The 25355-nt window shown below is 64.6% G+C and carries 21 protein-coding genes; 14 read left to right on the top strand and 7 right to left on the bottom strand.

The features are described 5' to 3' along the window. Positions 1-79 precede the first annotated feature (79 nt). Positions 80-1216, top strand: a complete 1137-nt coding sequence (sepH, locus tag E3T39_RS02540) for a septation protein SepH (RefSeq protein WP_134513164.1) — start codon at positions 80-82, stop codon at positions 1214-1216. Positions 1217-1227: 11 nt separating this feature from the next. Here the strand turns inward: sepH and E3T39_RS02535 are convergent, their stop codons facing one another. After that, positions 1228-1914, bottom strand: a complete 687-nt coding sequence (locus E3T39_RS02535) for a response regulator (RefSeq protein WP_134513163.1) — start codon at positions 1912-1914, stop codon at positions 1228-1230. Continuing rightward, entirely contained in the window at positions 1907-3586 is a 1680-nt protein-coding gene (locus tag E3T39_RS02530) for a sensor histidine kinase (protein ID WP_166784016.1), read from the bottom strand. The genes E3T39_RS02535 and E3T39_RS02530 overlap by 8 nt, the downstream gene beginning before the upstream one ends. Before the next feature lie 195 nt (positions 3587-3781). On the opposite strand from E3T39_RS02530, the gene E3T39_RS02525 reads away from it, so the two are divergent. Genes E3T39_RS02525 through E3T39_RS02505 form a run of 5 tightly spaced genes read left to right on the top strand, consistent with a single transcriptional unit; the run spans position 3782 to position 9249 of the window. Next, complete coding sequence (locus tag E3T39_RS02525; protein WP_134513161.1) at positions 3782-4801, top strand: Bug family tripartite tricarboxylate transporter substrate binding protein; 1020 nt, start codon at positions 3782-3784, stop codon at positions 4799-4801. A gap of 2 nt (positions 4802-4803) precedes the next feature. Beyond that, positions 4804-5331 carry a tripartite tricarboxylate transporter TctB family protein gene (locus tag E3T39_RS02520; protein WP_134513160.1) on the top strand — a complete coding sequence of 176 codons (528 nt, stop codon included), beginning with the start codon at positions 4804-4806 and terminating at the stop codon, positions 5329-5331. Beyond that, positions 5331-6986 carry a tripartite tricarboxylate transporter permease gene (locus tag E3T39_RS02515; protein ID WP_134513159.1) on the top strand — a complete coding sequence of 552 codons (1656 nt, stop codon included), beginning with the start codon at positions 5331-5333 and terminating at the stop codon, positions 6984-6986. The genes E3T39_RS02520 and E3T39_RS02515 overlap by 1 nt, the downstream gene beginning before the upstream one ends. 51 nt (positions 6987-7037) lie before the next feature. Next, positions 7038-8177 (top strand): winged helix DNA-binding domain-containing protein, encoded by a 1140-nt coding sequence (locus E3T39_RS02510; RefSeq protein ID WP_166784015.1) that lies wholly within the window; start codon positions 7038-7040, stop codon positions 8175-8177. Positions 8178-8205: 28 nt separating this feature from the next. Then, positions 8206-9249, top strand: a complete 1044-nt coding sequence (locus E3T39_RS02505; protein WP_134513157.1) for an FUSC family protein — start codon at positions 8206-8208, stop codon at positions 9247-9249. Positions 9250-9275: 26 nt separating this feature from the next. On the opposite strand, the gene E3T39_RS02500 is transcribed toward E3T39_RS02505, so the two are convergent. Both E3T39_RS02500 and E3T39_RS02495 read right to left on the bottom strand, forming a co-directional pair. Continuing rightward, positions 9276-10004 (bottom strand): amino acid ABC transporter ATP-binding protein, encoded by a 729-nt coding sequence (locus E3T39_RS02500; protein ID WP_134513156.1) that lies wholly within the window; start codon positions 10002-10004, stop codon positions 9276-9278. Then, the gene (locus tag E3T39_RS02495; protein ID WP_420898129.1) at positions 10001-11476 is read right to left on the bottom strand and encodes an amino acid ABC transporter substrate-binding protein/permease; all 1476 of its coding nucleotides are present in this window, start codon (positions 11474-11476) and stop codon (positions 10001-10003) included. Before E3T39_RS02495 ends, E3T39_RS02500 begins: the two co-directional genes overlap by 4 nt. 163 nt (positions 11477-11639) lie before the next feature. Between E3T39_RS02495 and E3T39_RS02490 the strand changes: the two genes are divergently transcribed. Continuing rightward, positions 11640-12593 carry a LysR family transcriptional regulator gene (locus E3T39_RS02490; RefSeq protein ID WP_134513155.1) on the top strand — a complete coding sequence of 318 codons (954 nt, stop codon included), beginning with the start codon at positions 11640-11642 and terminating at the stop codon, positions 12591-12593. A 222-nt stretch (positions 12594-12815) separates the two neighbouring features. Continuing rightward, complete coding sequence (locus tag E3T39_RS02485; RefSeq protein WP_134513154.1) at positions 12816-13856, top strand: FUSC family protein; 1041 nt, start codon at positions 12816-12818, stop codon at positions 13854-13856. Here E3T39_RS02485 and E3T39_RS02480 read toward each other — a convergent pair. From E3T39_RS02480 to E3T39_RS02470, 3 genes are all read right to left on the bottom strand, one after another. Next, complete coding sequence (locus E3T39_RS02480) at positions 13853-14890, bottom strand: nitronate monooxygenase (RefSeq protein ID WP_134513153.1); 1038 nt, start codon at positions 14888-14890, stop codon at positions 13853-13855. The two genes, E3T39_RS02485 and E3T39_RS02480, sit on opposite strands and share 4 nt — an antisense overlap. A gap of 151 nt (positions 14891-15041) precedes the next feature. Then, positions 15042-17471: a hypothetical protein gene (locus tag E3T39_RS02475; RefSeq protein WP_134513152.1), complete on the bottom strand. Its 2430-nt coding sequence runs from the start codon at positions 17469-17471 to the stop codon at positions 15042-15044. Between the two features lie 194 nt (positions 17472-17665). Beyond that, positions 17666-18226: a YceI family protein gene (locus tag E3T39_RS02470; RefSeq protein WP_134513151.1), complete on the bottom strand. Its 561-nt coding sequence runs from the start codon at positions 18224-18226 to the stop codon at positions 17666-17668. A gap of 192 nt (positions 18227-18418) precedes the next feature. Here E3T39_RS02470 and E3T39_RS02465 point away from each other — a divergent pair, with 192 nt between their 5' ends. The 6 genes from E3T39_RS02465 (at position 18419) to E3T39_RS02440 (ending at position 25157) form a co-directional block, all read left to right on the top strand. Beyond that, positions 18419-19222, top strand: coding sequence for an oxygenase MpaB family protein (locus tag E3T39_RS02465; protein ID WP_241979463.1), 804 nt, complete (start codon positions 18419-18421; stop codon positions 19220-19222). 7 nt (positions 19223-19229) lie between these two features. Beyond that, positions 19230-19718 (top strand): Lrp/AsnC family transcriptional regulator, encoded by a 489-nt coding sequence (locus tag E3T39_RS02460; protein ID WP_134513150.1) that lies wholly within the window; start codon positions 19230-19232, stop codon positions 19716-19718. 110 nt (positions 19719-19828) lie between these two features. After that, positions 19829-20971 carry a pyruvate dehydrogenase (acetyl-transferring) E1 component subunit alpha gene (gene pdhA, locus E3T39_RS02455; protein WP_241979462.1) on the top strand — a complete coding sequence of 381 codons (1143 nt, stop codon included), beginning with the start codon at positions 19829-19831 and terminating at the stop codon, positions 20969-20971. Beyond that, positions 20968-21987: an alpha-ketoacid dehydrogenase subunit beta gene (locus E3T39_RS02450; protein WP_134513149.1), complete on the top strand. Its 1020-nt coding sequence runs from the start codon at positions 20968-20970 to the stop codon at positions 21985-21987. Before pdhA ends, E3T39_RS02450 begins: the two co-directional genes overlap by 4 nt. After that, positions 21987-23393: a dihydrolipoamide acetyltransferase family protein gene (locus tag E3T39_RS02445; protein WP_134513148.1), complete on the top strand. Its 1407-nt coding sequence runs from the start codon at positions 21987-21989 to the stop codon at positions 23391-23393. The genes E3T39_RS02450 and E3T39_RS02445 overlap by 1 nt, the downstream gene beginning before the upstream one ends. A 366-nt stretch (positions 23394-23759) precedes the next feature. Further along, positions 23760-25157 carry a DUF2079 domain-containing protein gene (locus E3T39_RS02440; RefSeq protein WP_134513147.1) on the top strand — a complete coding sequence of 466 codons (1398 nt, stop codon included), beginning with the start codon at positions 23760-23762 and terminating at the stop codon, positions 25155-25157. The last annotated feature ends 198 nt before the right edge of the window (positions 25158-25355 follow it).

Genomic DNA, 25355 nt, shown 5'->3' with positions numbered 1-25355 from the left:
CGCCCGGCGTATTCCCGCAAAAGGGCACCAACCCGTGGCAGTCTTGCAGCCAACGGTAATCGCGAGAGGGCTTGTCTTCATGCAGGAATTGAAGGTTATTGGGGTTGAGAACGGTGCGCTGCTCGCAGCGTCCGAAGATGGCGACCGATATCGCATCGCCATCGACGAGGTTCTTCAGTCCCGGCTTCGCCAAACCCAGACGGAACGCGCCAACGCGCCTAAGCTATCGCCGCGGGAAGTGCAGGCGCACATCCGCTCCGGCATGTCCGCCGAGGACGTCGCGGCGGTCACCGGGGCATCGCTCGAGTACGTGCGCCGTTTCGAGGGCCCGGTCGTGGCCGAGCGGGAATACATCGTCTCCTCGGCGTTGAGTGTTCCGGTGCACACCGCCATAGACCCGGATCCGATCGACGAGAACGTCAACTTCGGCAGCGTCATTCGCGAACGGCTCGCCTCACTCGGCGCGACCGGTGAGCGCTGGGCAAGCTGGAAAGAGCCCGGCGGCGGCTGGATTGTCAAGCTGTCGTTCACCGCCGACGAGATCGACCATGACGCCCGGTGGGGTTTCGAACCAAAAAAGAATTCCCTGTCGCCGGTCGGCAGCGAAGCCGTCGCGCTGTCGCAGCAGGGAGAGCTCAAGGGTTCGTTGATCCCGCGCCTACGTGCCGTCGGCTCCGAGACGAGCGCCGCCGACGTGTCGCGTTTCGACAGTAACGCCTTCAACTTCAAGGAATCCCTCGCCGACGAGATTCTGAACGACACCAGCCCCAACCTCGAAGCCGTGCCGCACTCGCGCTCGCTGAGCCGGGACGATGCGGTGTCGAAAGCGGCCATCAAGCGTGCTGCAGAACCGGCCTCGAACATGAGCGAAACCGCTGACCTCCTGGAATCCTTGCGTCGACGACGCGGCGAACGCGAGGCGGCGTCGAGCGGGGATGCGTCTGCAGCCAAGCCGATGGCCTCCGCTTCGGTGCCGGCTCCCACCCAGTCGCTGCGGCCCCGTTCGGCGACGCCGACCGACGCCACGGCCACCGATGAATCCAGTGCTGCGCCAGCCACCACCCCCGAACCGACCGGTAATGCCTGGGCCAATCAGGCTGCCCGCGCCCAGGAACGCACGAACCACGGTCGTACTGCGCCCAAACGCGGTCGGGCGTCTATGCCGAGCTGGGACGAGATCGTGTTCGGCGCTCGCACCGACGACGACCTGGGCTGACAAGCTGGAAGTTAGCCGGCCAGCCAGGCGTAACGCCGTTGCGGGCGGCCGGTCTGGCCGTAGCGCAGGCTGACAGCTGCCTGCCCCGTAGCTACGAAGTATTCCAGATATTTGCGTGCCACCACCCGGGACAGACCGAGCAGTTCGGCGCACTCCGACGCGGCCAGGTCGGGTTCGCTGCCGGCCAGGGCCGAGGCGGCCAGCGCCGCCGTCTCCTTGCTAAGGCCTTTCGGCAGTGTGGAGATTGCCTCCGTGGGTGTCACAGTGGATGCGCGTCCGATCATCCGGTCAAGGTCGCTCTGGCTGAGGTCGCCGGTACGGTCCAGCAGTCGTCGTCTTTCGGCGTACCCCGCCAGCCGGGACTGCAACTCGGTGATCTTGAACGGTTTGAGCAGGTAGCTCACGATGCCGCCCTGCAGCGCCGCGGTGACCATGTCTGCCTCGCGGGCGGCACTGAGCACGAGAAAGTCCACAGCCCACCCCGCCTCTCGCGCGCGACGGATCACGTCGAGGCCGGTCATATCGGGCAGGTACATGTCGAGGAGGACGAGGTGCGGGGCCTTGTCGGCAATTTGGGCGAGCGCGTCGAAACCGGACGCCGCGACGCCGACCACGGTGAAACCATCTTGCTGATCCACAATGCGTTCGTGGGCGCGCGCCACCATGAAATCGTCGTCGACGACGAGTACGTCACACACGGGTTTGCTCCTTCTCGTCGACTGACCGGGCCGCGTCGATCGGGAGCACGGCCTCAAATACGGCACCGTTCTCGGCCCGGTAGCCCACCGATCCCCCGCGACGCGTCGCCACGAGGCGCACAATGGCGAGTCCGTAGCCGTGAACGTCGGTATCGCCGAGCGTCGATTTGCTCGTCACACCAACCTCGAACACCCGGTCGATGAGCGCAATATCGATGCCAGGCCCGGAATCACTCACCGTCACCCGCACAGCACCGGGAATGGGTTGTACGTCGAGCCGCACACCGCGTTCGGGGGCACCGGTGACGGCGTCGAGGGCGTTGTCGACCAGGTTCCCGATCACGGTGACGAGATCGGTGGAGAGGTCAGCGTCGACCCGAGCCAGGGTCGATTCAGCCGAGAGTTCGAGCGTGGCACCGCGTTCACGAGCGAGCGACGTCTTGGCGATCACGAGCGCGGCCACCGCCGGCTCCTGTAGGCGGGTAAGAACTGAGTTGTCGAGGTCAGTGCGGTCGCGCGTGACGGCGTCGACGTATTCGACCGCCGCTGCGGTATCGCCAAGCTGCATGAGCATTGAAATGGTGTGCAGCCGGTTCGCGAACTCGTGGGTTTGGGCGCGCAACGTATCGGTAGTCTGGCGGCTGCTGCCGAGATCGTGCTGCAGAGTGACCAGTTCGGTGCGGTCGCGCAGGGTGGTGACGACCTCGGGGCGCGACCGGGGTGGGTGAATGAGTGTCTGGTTGAGCACGAGCAGCACTCCCCTGTTCACGAACACTGTATCAATGTCGCCGACCTCCTGTTGGCGCAGCGCCCGCACCGCCTCGCCATCGAGGCCTACCGCGTCGATCGCCCGGCCTTCCGCGTCAGCGGGCAAACCGAGCAGGGTTCGCGCGCTGTCATTGGCGAGCGTGATGAGTCCGTCGCTGTCGACGGAGATCACCCCCTCCCGGATGCCGTGGATCATCGCCTCCCGATGCTCGACCAGCCGACCGATCTGTTCCGGCTCGAGGCCCAGGGTCTGCCGTTTCACCCGAGCCGCCAGCAGCAGCGATCCCGCGACGCCGAGCACCCCGGCCACCCCGAGATACGTGAGCAGGTTCGGCGCCGCGGACGCGAGCAGTTCGGTCACGGTCGGAAACTGTCGGGCGGCGACCACCGAGCCCACGACCTCACCAGAGTTGGACAGCACCGGCACCTGCGCGACAACATAGTCGTTGGCGCCGATCGGGGCAGCGCCGGCCCACGCAGCATCAGACTCGTCCGGCGTGGGATCGATGGCCAGGTCGGTCGTGAGCAGCCGCGGATCGGCCGGTGATGCGATGATTCGGCCGGCCGCATCCGTCACGATCAGCTGGTCGACTCCAGTTGTGGTGCGGAGCGCCTCAATCGGAACGGAGTATTGCTGGGGCACCGCCCCAGCGTCGAGCAGGCTGCGCACGAGCGGGTTGGCAGCGGTGTATTCGGCGACCGTCAGCATGCGTCGCTGGGCGCCGCTTTCAAAGCCGCTGCGGGTCTGATCAATCGAAATAGCCGTGATGGCCACGAGAACGAGGGCGATCAGGCTCAACTGGAAGAGCAACAATTGACGGGTCAGGCTCAGGCGGCTCGAACGGATGCCCGACCCGCGCGGGCGCGCCCCCGGCAGCGATGACTGCGCCTCACGTTTTCGCATCGGGTTCCTCCGGTCGGCTCTGGCCATAAGAAATACTCCCCCATCGTGGAGCCAAACCGAAATTTCTCGAACCACACCGAGCAACCGCAAGCTACACAACGTTCACTAGAGTCACAAGTTGTGCCCGGCCGACCCAGCACGCAGGCTGAACTCGGCCAGCAAAGAGGCTCGCCAGAAATCGAAGAGGATTTGAGCATGCCAATCACAGCACGCACCACGCGCACGCGCCGCACGGCGGGCACCGTCTTTCTCGCCGGTGCCGTCGCGCTCGCCCTCAGCGCTTGCGGAGTCACGAGCGCCACGACCACCGAGGCCACCGACGAGGGCCCGATCGAAAACCTGCAGGTGATGATTCCCAACGCTCCCGGCAGTGGCTACGACGTCACCGGTCGCGCCGCGGTCAAGGTAATGGACGACCTCGGGGTGGCCTCCGGCACCGAGGTCACCAACCTGGCCGGCGCCGGCGGAACCGTCGGCCTCGCCCGCACCCTCACCGAGACCGGCAACGCCAACTTCATGCTCATGATGGGGCTCGGCGTCGTCGGTGCCGCGTACACCAACGAGGGCGATGCCAAGGTTGCCGACGCGACCCCGATCGCCGGGCTCATCGAAGAAGCCGGCGCCATCTTCGTCGCTGCCGATTCTCCCTACGAGACCATTGACGATCTCGTCACCGCGTGGAAGGCCGACCCGGCCAACTTCGCCGTCGGCGGCGGCTCATCCCCGGGAGGCCCTGACCACCTGCTGCCGATGCAGCTCGCCGATGCCGTCGGCATCGACCCCACGACGGTTAACTACATCCCCTATGACGGCGGCGGCGAATTGCTACCGGCCCTTCTCGGCGGCAAGCTGGCTTTCGGAGCCTCCGGCTACGGTGAATTCCTCGAACAGGTGAAGTCGGGCGACCTGCGCGTGCTGGCCGTTACGAGCGAGGAGCGGGTACCCGTCGTCGACGCGCCCACCCTGACCGAAGAAGGCATCGATCTGGTCTTCACCAACTGGCGCGGTCTCCTGGCCGCTCCGGGTCTGACGGATGCCGAAATTGCCCGCCTCGTCGACGCCGTCACAGCAATGCACGACAGTGACGAGTGGCAGCAGGTTCTGACAGACAACAGCTGGACCGATGCCTTCATCACCGGCGACGACTTCAGCACCTTCCTCACCGAGCAGGACACCCGCGTCGCCGACGTGCTGAAAACTCTGGGCCTGGTCTAACCATGACCGCCCCCAGCACAGCAGTAGCCCCCGGGCTGCGCGCTCGACTCCAGGGTCGCTCCGAGCTCGGCGTCGCCGCCCTGCTCGCGGTGATCGCGATCGTGATCGCGGTCGATACCGCGAACATCCGTCACACCGCCATCAATGTCGGCGTGATGGGACCGCGGGTCGTTCCCACGATCATCGCGATCGGCCTGGGTCTGTGTGCGATCGCCCTGACGATCTCTGTGCTGCGGGGCGGCCACGCCGAGGCCGAAGACGGCGAGGACATCGACCTCACTCAAAAGGCCCACTGGCCGACCGTCTTCGGCCTCGGTGGCCTGATTCTCGTCTTCGCCCTCACGATGGACTTTCTCGGATTCGTGATTGGCAGTGCGCTGCTGTTCTACGGCTCCGCCCTGCTGCTCGGCTCGAGGCGCTTTGTCTGGGCGCTCGTGATCGGCATTCTTCTGGCCGTCGGAACATTTTACGGCTTCGTACTGGGCCTCGGCATTAACCTGCCGGCCGGCCTATTGACGGGAATTCTCTGATGGACAACCTCGCCCTCCTGATGGAGGGGTTCAGCAACGCGCTGACCCTGCAAAACCTGCTGTTCGCCCTCATCGGTGTGCTGCTCGGCACCGCCGTCGGAGTGCTGCCCGGCATCGGCCCGGCCATGACCGTGGCCCTGCTGCTGCCCCTCACGTATGCGCTGGACGTGACGGGGTCGCTGATCATGTTCGCCGGTATCTACTACGGCGGCATGTATGGCGGCTCGACGACCTCGATTCTGCTCAATACCCCTGGCGAATCCTCCTCGGTCGTCACGGCACTCGAGGGCAACAAGATGGCCAAGGCCGGCCGCGGTGCCCAGGCGCTCGCGACCGCCGCGATCGGCTCGTTCGTAGCCGGCACCCTCGCCACCGGCGCCCTCGTCTTCGTCGCCCCCTTCATCGTGGCGATCGCGATCGGCCTCGGGGCTCCCTCGTACTTCGCGATGATGGTCTTCGCTTTCGTCGCCGTGAGCGCAGTGCTTGGCTCGAGCCGTATTCGCGGTCTCGCCTCGCTGTTCATCGGGCTGACCATCGGGCTCGTGGGGCTCGACGGCACGACCGGGCAGGCACGGCTGACCTTCGGCCAACCGCTTCTTTCCGGTGGCATCGACGTCGTCGTCATCGCCGTGGCCCTGTTCGCGGTCGGTGAGGCGCTGTGGATCGCCGCCCACCTGCGTCACGGAACACCACCGACGATCCCGGTCGGTGTGCCGTGGATGGGCAAGGACGACTGGAAGCGCTCGTGGAAGCCGTGGCTACGTGGCACGGTCATTGGTTTTCCGTTTGGGGCCATCCCGGCCGGCGGCGCCGAGATTCCCACATTTCTGTCGTACGTGACAGAAAAGAAGCTGTCGAAGCATCCTGAGCAGTTCGGGCACGGTGCCATCGAGGGCGTAGCCGGACCGGAAGCAGCCAACAACGCTTCCGCCGCCGGAACGCTGGTTCCGCTTCTGACCCTCGGTCTGCCCACCACGGCTACCGCCGCCGTGATGATCGCCGCATTTAACCAGTACAACATCCCTCCGGGTCCGATGTTGTTTCAGAACGAACCGGTTCTGGTCTGGACGCTAATCGCGAGCCTATTTATCGGTAATACCCTGCTGCTCGCGCTCAATCTGCCGCTCGCCCCGCTCTGGGCTAAACTGCTGCGCATTCCGCGGCCCTACCTCTACGCCGGTATTCTGTTCTTCGCCACGCTCGGCGCCTACTCGGCCGGTATGCAGACCTTCAACATCGGTATTCTGCTCCTGCTTGGTGCCCTCGGCTACATGGCCAGGCGCTTCGGGTTTCCGGTGCTGCCGATCATCGTCGGGGCCATCCTCGGCCCGGAGATGGAACGTCAGCTGCGCCGCGCGCTGCAGATCAGTGCTGGCGATCCAGCAGCGCTACTGAGCGAACCGCTCGCGGTCGTCATTTACACGGTGATCGTGGTGTTCCTGGCCGGTCCGCCGATCGTCAAGGCGCTGCTTCGTCGGTTCGGCCGCGGCGGACCTACCGTCGGTCCCCCGGCAGGCGGCGGCACGGACGATACCGACGGCTTCCGCGAGGATGAGTCGACCGTGGACTTCGATGCCTTCGGAACCCAGACCTCGGACGGTAGTGCCCGCGTGATCCGCGTGGTGCGTTCCACGCCAGGGCGGCGCGCGAAATAGTCGATGGGTGGGGATAACTACACCCGGCGCGGGAGTCGGCATACTGGTGTCATGCCAGCTGCCGCCTCCCGCGCCGACGTCGTGCGCCTGCGCCTACAGGCCCAAGGACTGGCCGGGGTTACGCTACCCGGCGCAGTCGCCGTCGCCGAGCGGATGCTCGCGGTACAGGCTCAGGACTACCCCGCCGGGCAGTGGGCCCTCGGGGTGCGCTCCCCCGGCACGACTCTCGATGATGTGCAGGCCGTCATTTCGGCCGGCGAGATCGTGCGGTCCTGGCCGATGCGGGGCACGCTGCATTTTGTTCCGGCTCGCGAACTGGGCTGGATGCAGGGTCTAACGACTCCGCGGCTGCTCGCGAAAACCCGCACGATCAATGAGCGGTCGGGCCTCGACACGGTCGTGCTGGAGCGGGCCCGTGAAGCCGCGATCAACGCCCTGACCGGCCATAAACAGTTGAGCAGGGCCGAGTTCATGGAAATGCTGCGGGCGGCCGGCCTGTCGACTGAGGGCCAGCGTGGCTACCACACGATCGCGCACCTCGCCCTCACCGGCACCCTGTGCTGGGGCCGGCAGGTGGGCACCCAGCAGGGATTGGTGCTGCTCGATGAGTGGGTGCCGAACCCGCGACGGCTCGAGCACGACGAGGCGCTCGGTGAGCTCGTTTACCGGTATTTTCTCGGCCACGGGCCGGCGACTTTAGTTGATTTTGCCTGGTGGTCGCAACTCACCGTGGCCGACTCGAAAACAGGGCTGGCCGTGGCGCGGAACCGTCTGACCGAGGTACAGGTCGACGGTGCGGCGTATTTCATGGCGGCCGAAACAGCGGATGCGGCACCGCAGCACACGCCGGTGCTCGCGCTGCCCGGGTTCGACGAGTATCTGCTCGGGTATCGGGATCGCAGCCATGTGATCTCCACTGACGAGCTGGTTCGAGTCGTGCCCGGACTCAACGGCATCTTCCTGCCGCTCGTGGTCACGAATGGTCGCGTCGTCGGAACGTGGCGCAAGAAGATCGTGGCGTCCGGCCTGACCACCGAGGCCGCACTGTTCGAGGACGCGGCCACGGCCGCGGCCCGGACTCGGGCCGCGAAAACGCAGCGGAGCTTCGGCCTGGCCGTGCAGGGCTACGCCCGGTTTCTCGGCGTGCCAATTCGGCAGACGGTGAAAGCGGACGCACCGGCATCCGCTTGACTTACCCGCCCCGGGTTACCCTTGACCAGTGAAACTAACCTCGGCCCTGCGCATCTCCAAACGGCTCCCGCTGCTGCAGGTCGTCAAGATGGCCGTGGCCGTGGCTCTGGCCTGGGCTGTCTCCCAGCTGCTGCTGCCGAGCGACCTGCCGATCTTTGCCGCGATCGCTGCCCTGCTCGTGGTGCAGCCGAGCGTCAACCAGACCTTCGGGCGCGCGATCGAACGCACCGCGGGCGTCATCGGCGGTGTCATCATCGCCTCGACGATCGGTTTCTTTCTCGGCCAGTCCAGCTGGGTCGTGCTCGGCACTATCGTGGTGAGCATCCTCGTAGCGTGGGTGCTGCGTCTGTCCCCGTCCTCGGCGAGTCAGATTCCCATTAGCGCCATGCTCGTGCTTGCACTCGGTGCCACGACTCCCGGTTACGCCCTCGATCGCATCTTCGAGACGTTCATCGGGGCGGGAATCGCCCTCGTCATCAATGCCCTTATCGTTCCCCCGGTGCTGATTGCGCCCGCCCGCGACGCCGTCGGCCTGTTGGCTCGCGAGCTGGCCGATACCTTCGACCGCATTGCGCAGGCGCTCCGCACCCCACAGAGTCCGATCGACCTGATGGAATTGATGATCAAGGCCCGGCTGCTGCGCCCCATGCTCGCGTCGGCGGAGAAGGCCATCGCACAGGCTGAGGAAAGTCTCATGCTCAATCCTCGCAAGGCCAAGCTGCGAGTGGCACTCGACGCCGACCACGACATGATCGAGCGACTGCCGACTCTCGTGACCCGCGCAATCGGCATGACTCGTGCACTGCATGATCACTACGACCCATCCCTGCAGTTCGAACCGACCGTTCAGGCTTTCTCCCGGGAACTGGCCCGGGCTGCGCATGACCTGGGCCTGCTCGCCCGCGCCGACGGTGACCAGACGTCGTTACCGGAGCCGGCCGCTCCCGACGTACTCGCATTGACCGCGCCGCTACGGATCGTGACGCCGCACCCGGACCACTGGATTCTGATCGGATCGCTCATGGAAGACCTGCGCCGGGTGCGCGAAGAGATCGTCGGCGACCGCGCCTGACGTTAATCGCCCGCGTAGGTCGCGGTTCAGAGCACTTTCGACAGGAAGTCCTGGGTGCGTTCCTGTTGCGGGTTGCCGAAGAGCTCGGCCGGGGTGCCCTCCTCGACGATGACGCCGTCGGCCATGAAGATGACTCGGTCGGCGACTTCGCGGGCGAAACCCATTTCGTGGGTGACCACGACCATGGTCATGCCCTCGGCGGCGAGATCACGGATGACCTGAAGCACTTCGCCGACCATCTCCGGGTCGAGGGCGCTCGTGGCCTCGTCGAAAAGCATGATGTCGGGGTTCACGGCCAGTGACCGAGCGATCGCAACGCGCTGCTTCTGGCCACCGGAGAGCTGCGCGGGGCGGGCATCCGCTTTGTCGGACAGACCTACCCGGTCGAGCAGTTTCAGGGCGGTGGCTCGGGCATCCGCTTTGGATTCCTTCTTCAACTCGGTCGGCGCGAGCATGATGTTCTGCAGTACCGTCATGTGCGGAAACAGATTGAAGTGCTGAAAAACCATGCCGATGTGCTGCCGCACCTCGTTGAGGTCGACCGTCTTGTCGCTGAGGTTGAATCCGTCGACGATGACAGTGCCGGCGCTGAGCTCGTCGAGCTTGTTCAGGCAGCGTAGAAAGGTGGACTTGCCCGAACCCGAAGGGCCGATGACGCAGACGACCTCACCCTCGGTGATCTCGACGTCGAGGCCCTTGAGCACCTCGTTGGATCCGAACGACTTGCGGAGGCCACTGACACTGATCTTGCTCATTTGTTGAACCTCTTGTCGAGCTTGTTGGAGAGCATGGTGAGCAGGTTGATGACGATGAAGTACAGCGCCGCCACGATGAGCAGCGTTTCACCGGTGCGAAAGTTCGCGGCGTAGATCTGCTGGCCCTGATAGGTGAGCTCGGCGAACCCGATCACGGCGAGCAGCGAGGTGTCTTTCAGGGTCATCACGAACTGATTAATGAACGAGGGCGTCATGATCTTCACGGCCTGCGGCAGTACGACGCGTCGCATGGTGGTGACGTAGCCGAGGCCGAGGCTGCGGCCGGCTTCGGTCTGGCCCGGGTCGACCGACTGGATACCGCCGCGCACGATCTCAGTCATGTAGGCGCCGGCGTTCAGGCTCAGGGTGAGAACACCGGCCGTCAGCACGTCGATCGACTGCCCGGTGAGCTGCGGCAGCCCAAAGTAGAAGAAGAACGCCTGCACGAGCAGCGGCGTCCCTCGAAAAATGCTGACGTAGACGCTCGCTATGCCGCGCAGCACGCGGCTTTCAGAGACCTTGAAGAACCCGAACAGCACACCGAGCACGAGGGCGATCAGAATCGACAGGCCGGTCGCCAGCAGAGTCAGGCCGAGACCCTTCATCAGCGCCGGCATGCTGTCGCTGAGCAGACCGAAGAAACCGGATGCCATGGCGGGCGCCGGCTGTTCCAGGTAGGTATCAAGAATGGTCTGGTACTCGCCGTTGTCTTTCAGCTCGGCCAGACCGGTGTTGAACGCGGCGAGCAGTTCGGGGTTTTGGCCCTTGTTGACCGCGAAACCGTAGGAGCTGCCCTGTTCCTTCTCGGTGACGGACTTGAGCCCGTTGTTCTGGTTAATGCCGTAGGCAAGCACGGGATAGTCGTCGAAGACCGCGACGGAGTTGCCGGCCTTGACATCGTCATACATCGTGGCAGAGTCGGCCAGCGCCTTGACGGTGAAGCCGTACTCGTCTTTGATCGAGTTGGCGAAGGTTTCACCCTCACTCCCCCGCTTGGCGACGACGGTCTCGCCGACCAGGTCGGCGTACCCGGTGATCTCGGTGTTGTCTTCGGCGACCGCCATCTGCACGCCGGAATCGAAGTACGGGTCGGAGAAGTCGAAGATGAGCTCGCGCTCGTCGGTGATCGACATGCCGGCGATGACGCCATCGACCTGGTTGGATTGCAACGCCTGCAGGGCGGCATCGAAACCGAGCGACTTGATCTCGACCGTGAAACCCTGGTTCGCCGCGATGTCACGAATCAGGTCCATGTCGATGCCGGTCAGTTCACCGTCTTCACGGTACTCGAACGGTGCGAAGGTGGTGTCGGTGCCGATGACGTAGTTTTCGCCGGTGACCGCAGCATGCGGTTGGGCCAGTGGCTGGCTTGCGGCCGCGGCGCTGACGCCGAGGAATCCGCCGCCGAGAGCCAGCAGCGCCATGACGGCGACCGAGAGCTTGCCCGCCCGGAACATAGTTTTTTTACGCAAAGGATAACCATTTCTTGTCGTGCGATCTGATTGGCCCAGCGGCCAGAGAGTTGTTTCGCGCCGATCGACGCTGATCTACCAGAGGGCGGTGGCTACACACCCTGTCGAATGAGCCTACCTTGGGGTGCACGCCGCAATGATTATCACAACGGAAGGAGAGCCCGTGCGTTTTCGCCAGCTCGAATATTTCGTCGCTGTCGCCCGGGAACGGCATTTCGCGCGTGCGGCCGCTGCGTGCCACGTTTCCCAGCCAGCACTCTCCGCGGCAATCAGCAGATTGGAACACGAGCTCAATGTCTCTCTGATCAATCGTGATCACGCCTTTGAGGGGCTGACGCCGGAGGGCGAACGCTTGGTGATCTGGGCCAAACGCATTCTGGCGGAGCAGGACGCTTTCAAGGCGGAGGTTCAAGCCGTCCAGTCCGGGGTCACCGGCGTGTTGCGCCTGGGTGTCGTACCGAGTGCCTCGACAACGGTCGCACTGGCGGTGGCCGCGTTCTGTGCTGCGCATCCCTTGGCCAGGGTGCAAATCACGTCGGGTCTCTCTGCGGTCGAAATCGCGCGGCGACTGCGCAGTTTTGAATTGGATGCCGGCGTCACCTATCTCGATGACGGTGACGACCCACGACTATTTTTCGTGCCCCTGTATGAAGAACGCTATGTTCTCATCGCCTCCGCCGAACTCATTCCAGACATTCCAGCGACGATGACCTGGCTCGAGGCGTCCCAGCTCCCCCTCGCTGTCCTGACGACGGAAATGCGCAGCAGACAAGTGATCGACGATGCCTTCAGTCGAAACCAGATTCACATGGTGCCACAGGTCGAGACGGATTCGATCGCGTCCCTCCACGCGCACATGAAGACGGGCCGATGGGCCAGCATCGTGCCACATTCGTGGGTACAAACCATTACGCCGTCATCGCGGACCCGCATCGTGCCGCTCGTCGACCCCGTCGCGACCGCGCGCGTCGCTGCAGCAATCAGCGCGGCGTCGCCTGGTTCGGTGACCGCACGGGCATTCGCCGCCGTTGCGGCACGACTTTCTCTGGGGGAGCTGTTCGATCGGGGCCTGCCGCCGGTCGCGCCCGGAGCTCCTGCGACACCGATGACTGATTGATAATGTGCGGTTATCGGCTGGTCAACTTCGAGTCTTGGACAGGCCGGTCATAGGGGTACAGACTGGTACGACCGCAGCAGTCGAGCGCGGAACCAGTCAATCGATGGCACCGAGAGCGCCCGTTGGCCCCAGCTAAGTGATGGACCCGATGATGACCAGGTAACCGGGTTCCGTTTTCGACGCCGCGCCGCCATTGTTCTGATCGAAAGGCCGTGACACCCCGTGCGTCCGACGCTGTCGTATATTCGCGCGCTCATCAGTGTCGGACCCGCGGTCGATGATCACTGGCCAGCCCTTCGCGTGGGCCTCGGGGTCACCGTCCCGGTTCTGGTCCTGTTGATCTCCGGCCATCCGGAGTTGAGCATCTATGCCGTCTTTGGTGCTTTCACGGGCATGTACGGCCGCGGTGAAACCCATCAGCTGCGGCTGGTGCATCAGGCCCAGGCTGCGGCAGTACTGCTGACCGGGGTGACCATCGGGGTGGCGCTGTCCATCACCCACATCGAGGTCTGGGCCCTGGTCGCCATCGAAGCCTCCCTGGCCGGGCTAGGTTCACTCGTGGCCGACAAAATACAGCTCAGACCAGCCGGGCCATTCTTCGGTATTTTCGCGCTCGGAGCCTGCGCGTCGATCCCCACAGTCATTCCGCTCTGGACTGCCGCGCTGATCTGCGCCGCATCCGCAGTCTTTTCCCTACTCGTCGGGTTTGCTGGCTGGTTTCGAAGCCGCGCTTGGGATGCGACGGCGAGACGCACTCGCGAACCCCTCTCCCGGCCATGGCTCGCGAAGGCGGGCGTGCACGCCACCCGTTATGTCGTCGCTGTGGCAGCCGCCGGCGTTCTCGGCCTCGTATTCGGGATCGGCCACGCCTATTGGGCTATGGCCGCTGCGGCCGTTCCCCTCGCCGGTGCCGATCTTCCCAGCCGAGTGCAGCGTGGCGTCCATCGAATATTCGGCACCTTTGCCGGTCTGGGCCTCACGGCGGGTATTCTGCTCCTGCATCCCAGTACGACCGTGCTCGTTATCCTCGTCATGGTCTTGCAGTTCCCGACCGAACTATTCATGGCGCGCCACTACGGTCTCGCCCTCACTTTTTTCACGCCCGTCATCCTGCTCATGACCCAACTCGCCAGCCCGATCGACCCGATATCCTTGCTCACTGACCGCGGATGGGAAACCCTTCTTGGTGCAGTGGTCGGGATCGCCGTCGTTCTGCTCATCCGCGATCGGCGTCCACGAGGAACTGTGAGCTACCGTGGCTAACGACCATCGACCGCGGCTGTTGCGCCTGTCCAGAGGGACGCAAGAACTAACTGGGCCGGGCCAGCGGCCGCGGCGCGAAAGCCTGTTCCGGCCCAGAGCGCTAGCCCGTCCGGGTCGCCCCGGCGGGCGGCATCCGCTCGCAGGCCCTTGGTGAGGTGATGCACCTGCGGATATTCGTGGGGCGCGGTCGCCTCGTGGGCGGTGATGAACGCATTTCGCAAGGCTCGGGCCGGACGGCCGGAGAAGGCCCGGGTGATGACCGTTTCGACAAATCGCGGGTCGACGAGGGCTTCCTGGTGGGCCGGGTTCGCGCCGGACTCCGCGGTGCGCAGAAAGGCCGTGCCGAGTTGAACGGCCGCAGCTCCGGCGGCCAGCAACGAGGCGATCTGCCCGCCCAAGTGGATGCCGCCCGCCACGATCAGCGGCAGCGTCACCACCTCGCGAATCGCGATCAACAACTCTCCCAATGCCAGGGTGCCCGGTTCGCCCTGCGTGGTGAAGGTCCCCCGGTGTCCGCCCGCTTCCGGCCCCTGCACGCAGATCGCGTCGACGCCACGGTCGACCGCCTGGAGGGATTCGGGCACCGAGGTCACCGTGGCGATCAGGAATGAGCCAGCCGCGTGCATCCGCTCTACAGCGTCTGCTGGAGGCAACCCAAAGGTGAACGAGATAACGGGAACCCGGCGCTCGATGACCACGGCGACCTTCTCGGCGAACCAGTCGTCGTCCTCCGCGACAACCTCAGGAAAATCCGCAGCGGCGTACTCGCGGGCCAGTTCATCGCGGTAGGCGTCGACGGCGGCGCGATCGCTCAGAGCCGGTTGAGGAATAAACAGGTTGACACCGAAGGCGTTCTCGGAACGCTGCTGCACGTCGACGATCTGCTCTGCCAGGGCCTGCGGGGTCTTGTAGCCGCCAGCCAAAAAGCCCAGGCCGCCAGCATTGCCCACGGCGACCGCGAGGTTGGGCGTGGAGGCGCCGCCGGCCATCGGTGCCGCGATGATCGGAATGTGCAGGTCAGAAAGGGAAAACACGAGACTCCTTGCCGAAGTGGAGTGGTCATCTAACCGCTGGAAGCATGCTCTAATACAAACATTATGTTTATTCCGGGCGGCGAACCCCACACGGGTACCTTTGCACAGATCAGCGCCCCGTGCCGGGCAGCTCGTGGCTCCTGATGGAGTGCTACGTGACTTTAGGCGTTGCAGCGCTCTTCTTCACTACGCTCAGGTAGCCGGTCAGAGTGGCGGTAACAGTGACGGTCATGCGGTAATTTCGGTCCATCGAGGTGAGCGCATAGGTCGCGGCTGTAGCTCCCGAAACGGGCGTTCCTCCGCGGAACCATTGGTAGTTCAGGGACGCAGTGGGAGTCCACACGCCGGGCACCGCAACGAGTTGCTGGCCAACCTTGGCTACTCCGCTGATGCTCGGAATCGGACCGATCAATTTGCCCGGCTCGACCGGTACCGTCGCGGCGCTGGTCGTGCTGATGGCGCCGTACCCCACCTTTGTTCCGGTCACCGTCACCGTGATCGTGCCGCCCAAGTCGGCCGCGGTCAGCTCGTACGTGCTGGTCGTGGCGGCGACGACGGGCGCCCCATTGCGACTCCACTGCACGGCGAGGTCGACGGGGGCCGGGCGCCAGGCGCCGGTCGATAGGCCGAGAGTTTTACCCACGGTGGTTGTGCCGACAATCTCGGGGACGGGCGTCTCGTCCAGCACGCCGATCGCGATGAGAACAGGGGTACTTGACCGGGTGGTCGCGGAGTAGCCGGCCTTGGTGCCCGTGACGGATACGCTCACGCTCTCGCCCGCATCGGCGCCGGACAGCTGGAATTTGAGACCGGTCGCACCGACAATAGCCGCGCCGTTACGTTTCCACTGATAGCTCAGGTCCACGGTCCCTGGCCCCCAGCGACCGGGAACGGCAGTCAGCTGGAAGCCGACCTGGGGCGTGCCCGTGACGCTCGGTGTCGGAGCGGGCGCCAGGCTCGGTGCCCGCAACGGTTCCCCCACGACAAATGGCGACAGTGACGACGTCGTTCCGCACACACGGCCATAGGAGCGTTGACTCGTAATGTCCTGCCACGCACCATCCACGAAGTGGTACAGGTGCTGGTCAAGCGCTTGCTCATCGGTCATGGTCGACGTGTCAAAAGACAGACAGACCAGGATGCTGCCGCCGTAGCCCGCCGTGGTCTCCAGATTTAGGTAGACCGGCGGGTCGGTCATCGTGGTGAATCCACTCGGCGTCGGCCCGGTCGTGGTGAGGGCAGAAGAGGTGATCCCGTCGGACGTTATCGAGTCGAAGGTCAGGGCGGCGTACGGGTATTCCGGGGTGTAGAGGTCGACCCGCACATCCGCTCCGATCGGGGTACTGCCCGCCCGGGGCAGCCCAATCGTGAACGTTCCCAGCCCTGCCGCATATCCACAGAGGATCCCCTCCTCGTTGCCCAGCGCAATCTCCTTCCAGCGTCCGCCCTCAAAGTGAAAGAGACGGTTTCCGTCGGCGTACAAGCTTTCCGCGTATTGGACACAAACCAGAACGCGCCCGGTAAAGGTGGCCGTCGTCGAGAGTTCAAGGAAGGCTGGTGTGATGACAGTGTCGAAGATAGTTGAGGCTGGTCCGATCGCCGACTCGGTGACGGCGGTGTTCCCGGCGGCCGTAACGGTATCAAACTCGACTCGAACCGGGGGACTTGTCGCATTTTGCCCGGACGGTGCGAGGCTCACTCTGGAACCCACCGGGGTGATTCCGGCCGGCGGCTGACCCAGCACCACGGGCTCGAAAGACGTGGTTCTCCCGCAAGTAGACGTACCCTGGGAACTCGTGATATCACGCCAGACGCCCGATTCAAACTGGTACATTCGTAGGAGGCTGGCGGCTTCCATGGCTCTCAGGTCCGGGGGGAAATAGCCATCCCAAAAACGCAGGTCCATTTGATCGACGCAGAAGTATACCTGCCCGGAAAATTCAGCGGTCGTGGCGAAGTTGTAGTAGCTGCTGCGCAGGTCGAACCCGACCGGCGTCGGCTGCGACGGTGCATACGCGACCGTGGTGATTCCGGCCACCGTGACGGTGTCGAAAAACGCCGTCGGGATACTGCCGACTCCACCCGGATAACCACTCGGAGTGACGACAACATTGGTACCGATCGGAGTGTCACCCTTGAGCGTGCCACCGACGGCGAACGGTCCGTCGAGGCTGGCGGCTTCGCCGCAGTAGGTTCCGGGTGGGTAATCGAGTGTTTGCCACTGGCCATTGACGATCTGCCAAATCATGTCCCGACTGAACATTTGGTCCGGAACGTCAATATCGCTGTGTTGAATACAGACGGTGATGGGGCCGCTCGTGACGGCCGTAGTCTCGGGGTAAAAGAAGTAGGGCGTGTCGAGGGCGAGCGTGAACCCGACGGGAGCCGGGCCGGTCGTGGATGTGGTCACAGAAGTGACTCCGGCTTCGAGAACGGTGCTAAAGCCCAGGTAGATGCCCTTGTTGCCGTTCGGGTCGGTCGGCCGCACCTCGATATTGTTTCCGACCGGGGTGGGTACCAGCTCGTCGGCATGAGCGGCCGTGACGACTCCCCCGAACACCAAGCTCAGGGCGGCAGTCACCGCGAGTGAAGAAAGAATCAGATGACGACGACGTTGTATCATGAGCGGCTCGGTTTCAGGAGTGGGAAGTGCTACGGAGCGAAAACCGCAAGAATCATAGCACCGGAGGCATTTTCTATCCCAAAAATTGCGGCTGGGCTGCGTACAAAACAAGGCCCCACCGAGGTGGGGCCTTGGCCGAACAAAACTATGGGTTACGCGTTGAGCGCGGCCTGCAGTTCAAGCGTAATTGTGACCTTGTCGCCGAGCAGCATGCCGCCGGTTTCGAGGGCGGCGTTGTAGGTGAGGCCGAAGTCTTCACGGTTGACCTCGGTCTTTGCAGTGGCACCGAACTTGTAGTTGCCGAAGGGGTCTCCGCCGAAGCCACCGAACTCGAGCTCGAACGTGGCCGGCTTGGTGACGCCCTTGATGGTGATGTTGCCGTCGACGAGGTAGTCGCCCTTGACTTCACGCACACCGGTCGACGCGAAGTCGATGGTCGGGTAGGTTTCGGCGTCGAAGAAGTCTCCGGTGCGCAGGTGACCGTCGCGGTTGGGCTCGTTGGTGTTGATGGAGACGACCTTGGCCGAGGCGGTGACGCTCGTCTCGAGCGGGTTCTCGCCGGTCACGAAGGTGGCGTCGAAGTCTTCGAAGGTGCCCTTGACCTTGCTGATGACAATGTGGCGAATGCTGAAGCTCACCGAGCTGTGGGTCTTGTCGATGGTCCAGTTTCCGGCCTTGTAGCCCGGGATGCTCGTTGCGGTGGTCTCGCTCATAGAAATTCTCCTCAAGTGTGTGGGCCCAGAATTGTCGCCCTCAGATATATGCAAGCGCATAGAAGACGTTCATATTCCCGAAAAGACAAATATTCATCGCCCCGCCTTCGGGGGTTCAGTCGGGCCTAGACTCAGGCCGACCGAATAGGCTCACACTGTCATGACGTTCTGCGTGTTTATTGGGAGGTAGCTGTGAGCGCACGCGCGCCAAGCATGCTGGGAGTGGCGGGTGAGGGCATCCTGATCGCCGCCGGAGGCCGGGCGATCCTGTTGCAGTTGGCCAATCCCGCTATCGGACACGGCGTCGCCGACCACAGCAATTTCGCCGCTCGGCCGCTCGACCGGCTGAACGGCACGCTGAGCTTCGTCTACGCCACCGTCTTCGGCACGGCTGACCTGGCCGCCGCGATGGCCGCGCGGGTCAACCATGCCCACGTTCCCGTGCATTCAGCCGGCACGACTCCCGGGTACAACGCGTTTACCCCCGAGCTGCAGCTCTGGGTCGCTGCCACGCTGTACGACTCTGCCACCCACCTGCACGGCCTGATCTACGGCCCGCCGGGCGACGACACGGCCGACGCCGTCTACCGCGAATATTCCCGACTCGGAACCTCGCTGCAGGTGCCTCCAGAGCTGTGGCCGAAAGACCGCACCGCCTTTCGGCAGTATTGGAATGAGCAACTGCAGCTGCTGAAAACGGATGCCGCCACCCGCGCAGTCGCGCACGAGCTGTTGCACTCGCGCACGGCTCCCTTCTGGTTCCGAGCCGCTTTGCCGCTGGCCCGTCTCCTGACGGCCGGGCTGCTGCCGCCCCACGTTCGGGTGCTCTTCGAATTCCCTTGGTCACAACGGCATCAGCGGCGCTTCGACCGGGTGCTGCGCGGCATCCGCCTTGTCTATCCGCGGCTGCCGCGCCTGGTGCGACACTGGCCGAAGAATCACTACCTGCGCGTGCTGCGCAAATCCACGCCGCCCGCGTCGGCGCCGGTAGTGTGAGAGTCCAATGACGCAGCCACAGACGCCCCACCCCGGACTCGACGGCGTTGATCGCCAGATCATCGCCGAGCTCAGCCGGGACGCCAGACTCTCCATGCGCCAGCTGGCCCTGCAGGTACACATTTCCCGCACCGCCGCACACACCCGGGTGCAGAAACTCATCAGCCACGGCGTAATCACCGGGTTCGGCGCCCAGACCGACCGCAAGGCTCTCGGCCTCCATGTGTCTGCTCTCGTCATCGTGAAGATCGCTGACGTGGCCTGGGGTGATATTGCCGCGCAGCTCGCCGAACTTCCCTTCGTCGAGAAGGCGCAGGCGGTGAGCGGGGACATCGACATTATTCTCACCGTGAGCGCTCCCGACCATGAACAGCTCAGTCAGGCTATTCTCCGCGATATCCACACCATGCCCGGTGTAATCTCGACCCGGTCGCACCTAATCCTCGACGAGATCCTCGGGCACGCGCCCGGCACTACCCCGGACGCTTGGCACTGAAACACTTTTCAAGAGTGCCGTTTGGACGCCGTCTGGCATTTGCCCGGCCAATCGTTCACAACTGCAAAAAAGCTGGGCGCTGGCCCGCCTGAAGGGCGCACCATTGCCTCATGAGCCTCAAAGTCGAGAACCCCAGCATGACCGCCGAGCTGACAGTCCCACCGTTACGCTTAATCGACGACCTTGGCCATGCGGTCCCGGAAAACGAGAGCGGCGGATTCACCCTCCCTGCTGTGGATACCCTGCTCAGTCTGTACCGGCAGATGGTCATCGCCCGCCGTTTCGACGTGCAGGTCACCGCCCTGACCCGGCAGGGTCGACTCGCCACCTACCCTTCCGCGCTCGGTCAGGAAGCCTGCGAGATCGCGGCGGTCGCCGCGCTCGCCCCGCAGGACTGGCTGTTTCCGACCTACCGCGACAGCATCGCGCTGCTCACCCGGGGCGTCGAGCCGAAGGACATTCTCGCCTCATTCCGCGGCGACTGGCACAGCGGCTACGACTATCACACGCACCGCATCGCACCGCAGGCCACGCCGCTGGCCACCCAGGCGCTACACGCCGTGGGACTGGCCACCGCAGCGAAGCTCAAGCGTGACGACACCGTGGCCCTCACCCTGCTGGGCGACGGCGCCACGAGCGAGGGCGACGCCCACGAGGCATTCAACTTCGCCGCCGTCTGGCAGGCTCCGGTCGTCTTCGTCGTGCAAAACAACCAGTTCGCGATCAGCGTGCCCCTCGACAAGCAGATGGCCTGCCGCACCATCGCCGACAAGGCCATCGGCTACGGCATGCCCGGCTATTACGTCGACGGCAACGACGTTGCGGCGATGTACGCCGTCGTCTCGGCGGCCATGGACCGCGCTCGCAGCGGCGGTGGCCCAACCCTGATCGAGGGCCTCACATACCGCATCGAAGCACACACCAACTCGGATGACCCCACCCGCTACCGCAAGGCCGCTGACGTCGACCTGTGGCGCAGCCGGGACCCGATCGAACGTTTGGAAAAGTACCTCGTCGCGCAGGGCGCCTTGACCGAAGGTGTACGCGCTTCGATTCTGGCCGCCGCCGAAGAGCTCGCCACCACCACCCGAGATTGCATGACCGAGCAGGCGGTCGTCGATCCCCTGGAACTGTTCGAACACGTCTACTCCACCCCGCGCACCGCCCTGGCCGAGCAACGCGCCTTGCTGGCGGCCGAACTCGACGGCGATGCTTTGGCATCCGCTGTTGCTACCGAAGAGAGCACTCGATGAGCCCGCAGCAGACCCTGGACACCGGCGCCGCTGTGCGCGCGCCAGAAAACCTCACCATGGCCGCCGCGCTCAACGCCGCCATTCGCGATGCGATGGTCGATGATCCAACGGTCGTTCTGTTCGGCGAAGACGTCGGCCCGCTCGGCGGCGTGTTTCGCGTCACCGACGGACTCTACGCCGAATTCGGCGAAACCAGGGTGAGCGACTCCCCGCTCGCCGAGGCCGGCATCGTCGGAACCGCGATCGGCATGGCCATGTACGGCCTGCGCCCCGTCGTCGAAATGCAGTTCGACGCGTTTAGCTATCCGGCGTTTCAACAGATCGTGTCGCACGTGGCCAAGATGCGCAATCGCACACGCGGCAAAATTGAGCTGCCAATCGTCATCCGCATTCCCTATGCCGGCGACATCGGCGGCGTCGAGCACCACTCCGATTCCTCCGAGGCCTACTGGACCGCTACGCCCGGGCTCACCGTGGTAAGCCCGTCGAACCCGGCCGACGCATACTCCATGCTGCGGGATGCCATTGCGAGTGACGACCCGGTCATCTTTATGGAGCCGAAGAGCCGCTACTGGAGCAAGGCTTCCCTCGCCTTGCCGGTGCACACCGAGCCGCTGAACCGGGCCGTCGTGTTGCGGGCGGGTACCGACGTCACGCTCATCGCCTATGGGCCGACCGTGAAGACCGCACTGGCCACCGCCGAGCAGGCTGAAGCCGAGGGGCTCTCGATCGAGGTCATCGACCTGCGTTCGCTCTCGCCGTTCGACGACGAGACCGTGGGGGCATCCGTTCGTAAAACCGGTCGGGCCGCCGTCGTGCACGAGGCCGCCCAGTTCGGCGGCTACGGCGCCGAAGTGGCCGCCCGCCTGACCGAACGCAACTTCTTCTACCTCGCCGCACCCATCCTGCGTATCGCCGGCTTCGACATCCCCTATCCGTCGCCCAAACTCGAGGAGTACTTCTTGCCGACCCCCGATCGCATTCTCGCAGCACTGTCGACGTGGGAGTGGTCCTGATGAGCCGCGAATTTCTGCTCCCCGACCTCGGTGAGGGCCTGACCGAGGCCGAGATCGTGGCCTGGCTGGTCGCTCCCGGCGACACGATCGTCATCGACCAGGCCGTGGTCGAGGTCGAATCAGCCAAATCAATCGTGGAGCTGCCGTCGCCCTACGGCGGCGTGGTCGCGAGCCTGTTCGGCGAGCCCGGCCAGGTCATCCACGCCGGGCAGGTGCTGCTGACCGTGACGGATGCTGGCGCCGCTCCCGACGTTCTAGGAGTTCCGGTCGACGCAGCGACCGCCGTCTCCCAATCCGAGGGCTCCGGCGCCGTTCTGGTGGGCTATGGCACGACCGAGAGCACCCGGCCGGCGCGGAAGGTAGCCGCTGGGCGTTTCGGCACCCCGCGGGCAGCGGATGCCCCGGCACCGCCTGCACCGACACCGCCGGTCGCTCCTGCACGCGCCGAGCGCCCCGCCGAGGTGGCGGCATCCGTTTCTACGACCATCGATTCGTCCGGCACGGTCGACCCGGCCCGCCGCTCCCCCGTCGTCTCGCCGATCGTGCGCCGACTGGCGCGCGAGAACGGGTTCGACGCGAGCATGCTGGCCGGCAGCGGGCCGAACGCACTCGTGCTGCGCAGCGACGTCGAGGATCACATTCGCGCGCTGACCGCTCCGACGGTGGTGGTGGCACCACCCCCCAGCGCAGCACCAACCGCGCCCGACGACGCGAGTGCCGACATCCGCATTCCCATCACCGGGCTGCGTAAGGTCGTCTCCCAACGGTTAACGACGTCCAGGCGGGAGATTCCCGAGGCGACGATCTGGCTGGACGTCGACGCCACCGCGCTGTTCGCGGCCCGAGACCAGCTGCTCAAGGCAACCGGCGAACGGTTCAGCGTGACGGCGCTCATCGCGCGTTTCGTGGTCGCCGGGTTGCGAGAGTTTCCGGTACTCAATTCCTCGGTCGACACCGCAAGTAAGGAAATTTTGCAGCACGGTGCCGTGAACCTGGGCATCGCGGCGCAGACCTCGCGCGGACTGATGGTCCCCGTGATCCACGGCGCTCACACGATGAGTACGCGGCAGTTGCGCGACTCCCTCGCCACTCTCGTGGCGCAATCGCCAGACGGCACATTCTCGCCGAGCGCGCTCACCGGTGGAACGTTCACGCTCAACAACTTCGGGTCGCTCGGCGTTGACGGATCGGCGGCGATCATCAACCACCCGGAGGCGGCGATCCTCGGTATCGGCCGCATGATCGAACGGCCCTGGGTGGTTGATCACGAACTCGCGGTGCGCACCGTCGTCGAGCTATCGATGGTGTTCGACCACCGGGTCTGCGACGGCGGAACCGCGGCCGGGTTCCTCACCTATGTGGCCCGCTGCATCGAAAACCCGGTGAGCCTGCTCGCCGACCTGTAGGAGCAGGCCGGACACAAGGTGGTGCTTCGCTGCCGGTTAGGCGCGGACTGAGACGGTACCCGACGCGTGCGCGCCGCGATCCGGAGATACGCGCACGCTGGTGTGGTCGCATCCGGAGCATTTAAGTAGGTAAACCGGGAGCGAATTGTGTTCGGCGTGGGCCGGATTCAGGCTGAGCCGGGCTTCTGACCCGCAGAACGGGCAAGTCAATGTCATGGGATCTCCAGAGGTAGCGTCAGCTGCTGCACCCTCCTAGTGTGCTCTACCCCGCGTCCCCCAAACAGGGCCAAAGGTCCCGCGCTGCCACAGAATCTTGGTCAGGTCCTGCTGGGGCAGGGCTCGCGACGAGTGCGTTAGCGTGGTTGGATGAGTGGATTTCGCGCCGAACTGTTTCGGTCAGGCGCGCTGCGGCCGTTCCTGCTGCCGGTCGGAGTCGGGATCGTGACGACCGTGCTGTACACAGTGTTCTCGGCGCTGCAGTGGCGAAGCTTCGCCGCTCCGTCCTGGGACCTCGGAATCTTCACCCAGCTGGCCCGGCAATACGCGGCGCTCGAGGCGCCTATCGTGACGATCAAGGGCGACGGTTTCAACCTGCTCGGTGACCACTTTCATCCGCTTCTGGTGGTGCTTGGCCCAATTTTCGCGATCTTTCCACAGGCTTTCACCCTGCTGGTGGTGCAGAATGCGATGTTTGGGATCGCCGCCGCAGCCCTGACTTACGCCGCCATTCGGCTGCTCGGGTCGCGCACCGGGACGCTGTTCGGGTTGGCGTTCGCGTTCAGCTGGGGTTTACAGGGCGCGGTCGAGGCGCAGTTCCACGAGATTGCCTTCGCCGTTCCGTTGCTGGCGCTGTCCCTAACCGCCTTTCTTGGGCGCAAGTGGGTGACCTGCCTGCTCTGGGCGATGCCACTCGTGTTCGTGAAGGAAGACCTCGGACTCACCGTCGCCGTGGTGGGCATCGTGCTGGCCGTTCGCAGCCGGCATCCGCTTGGAGTGTGGTTGGCCGTCTGGGGCGTGGGCTGGTTCGCTCTGGCCAGCCTGGTCATTCTGCCGCTGCTCAACCCGAATGGGGCCTGGGCATATTCGAGCAGCATCGACCTACTCAAGATTCTGGGTGACCCCGCGACGCTGTTTCAGCCACAGAAGGGCGTGACTCTCGCACTGCTCCTCGTGGCCGGCGGCGTCATCGCGGTGCGGTCGCCGCTCGCCCTAGTGCTGTTGCCGACCCTCGCCTGGCGGTTTCTGTCCGATAATTCGGGCTATTGGGGGCCGACCTGGCAGTACAGCGCCGTGCTCATGCCGATCCTGTTTGCCGCCGCGCTCGACGGAATCGCGCTCGCGCGCACCAGCCGGCGCCGTTGGCTGTGCGGCTACGGGCGGCAGGCGGCATCCGTTTCAATTGTCGCCGCGCTCGTGCTCACCACGACGCTGCCTGTGTTCAAACTGACGGATGTGGCTGGCAATTTCTCGACGGATCGTACCATCGCTGCGACCGCTGCTTTGCGCATCGTGCCGGACGGCGCCCTGGTCGAATCAGACATTGGGTTGATGAACTATCTCGTGGAACGAACGGAGGTCTTCTGGCTCGGCAACTCGAATCCCCTGCCGGACTATCTCGTGATCGACCTTGCGGCCGGCGGTCTGCCCATTGAGTGGACGTCGGCGCAGGTCGTGGGTGAGGCACTGCACCCCGGGGCGGCGTTCACGACGATCTATTCCGCCGGAGGTTACGAGGTGGCCCGCCTGGCCGCCCCGCCGTCCTAGCTCCCGCCGTGACTTGCAGCGTCCGGGCCCAGCTGAAAAATTGGGCCCCGGCCATACGGTACGCCCGGGCGCTCTTGCGCGATCGCCCATTTAATCATGGACCAGCCGCTGACGGCCGTCTGTATTCCCATCGAAAGCGCGTGACTGGTCACTGCACTAAGCGGAAGTAATCTATCATCCGCTTTTACTAGTCAGAAG

This window comes from Cryobacterium suzukii, assembly GCF_004403185.1.
GTDB classification, from domain to species: Bacteria; Actinomycetota; Actinomycetes; order Actinomycetales; family Microbacteriaceae; genus Cryobacterium; species Cryobacterium suzukii.
The sequence above is the reverse complement of the archived record's forward strand: the minus strand, read 5'-3'. Positions and strand labels throughout refer to the sequence as shown.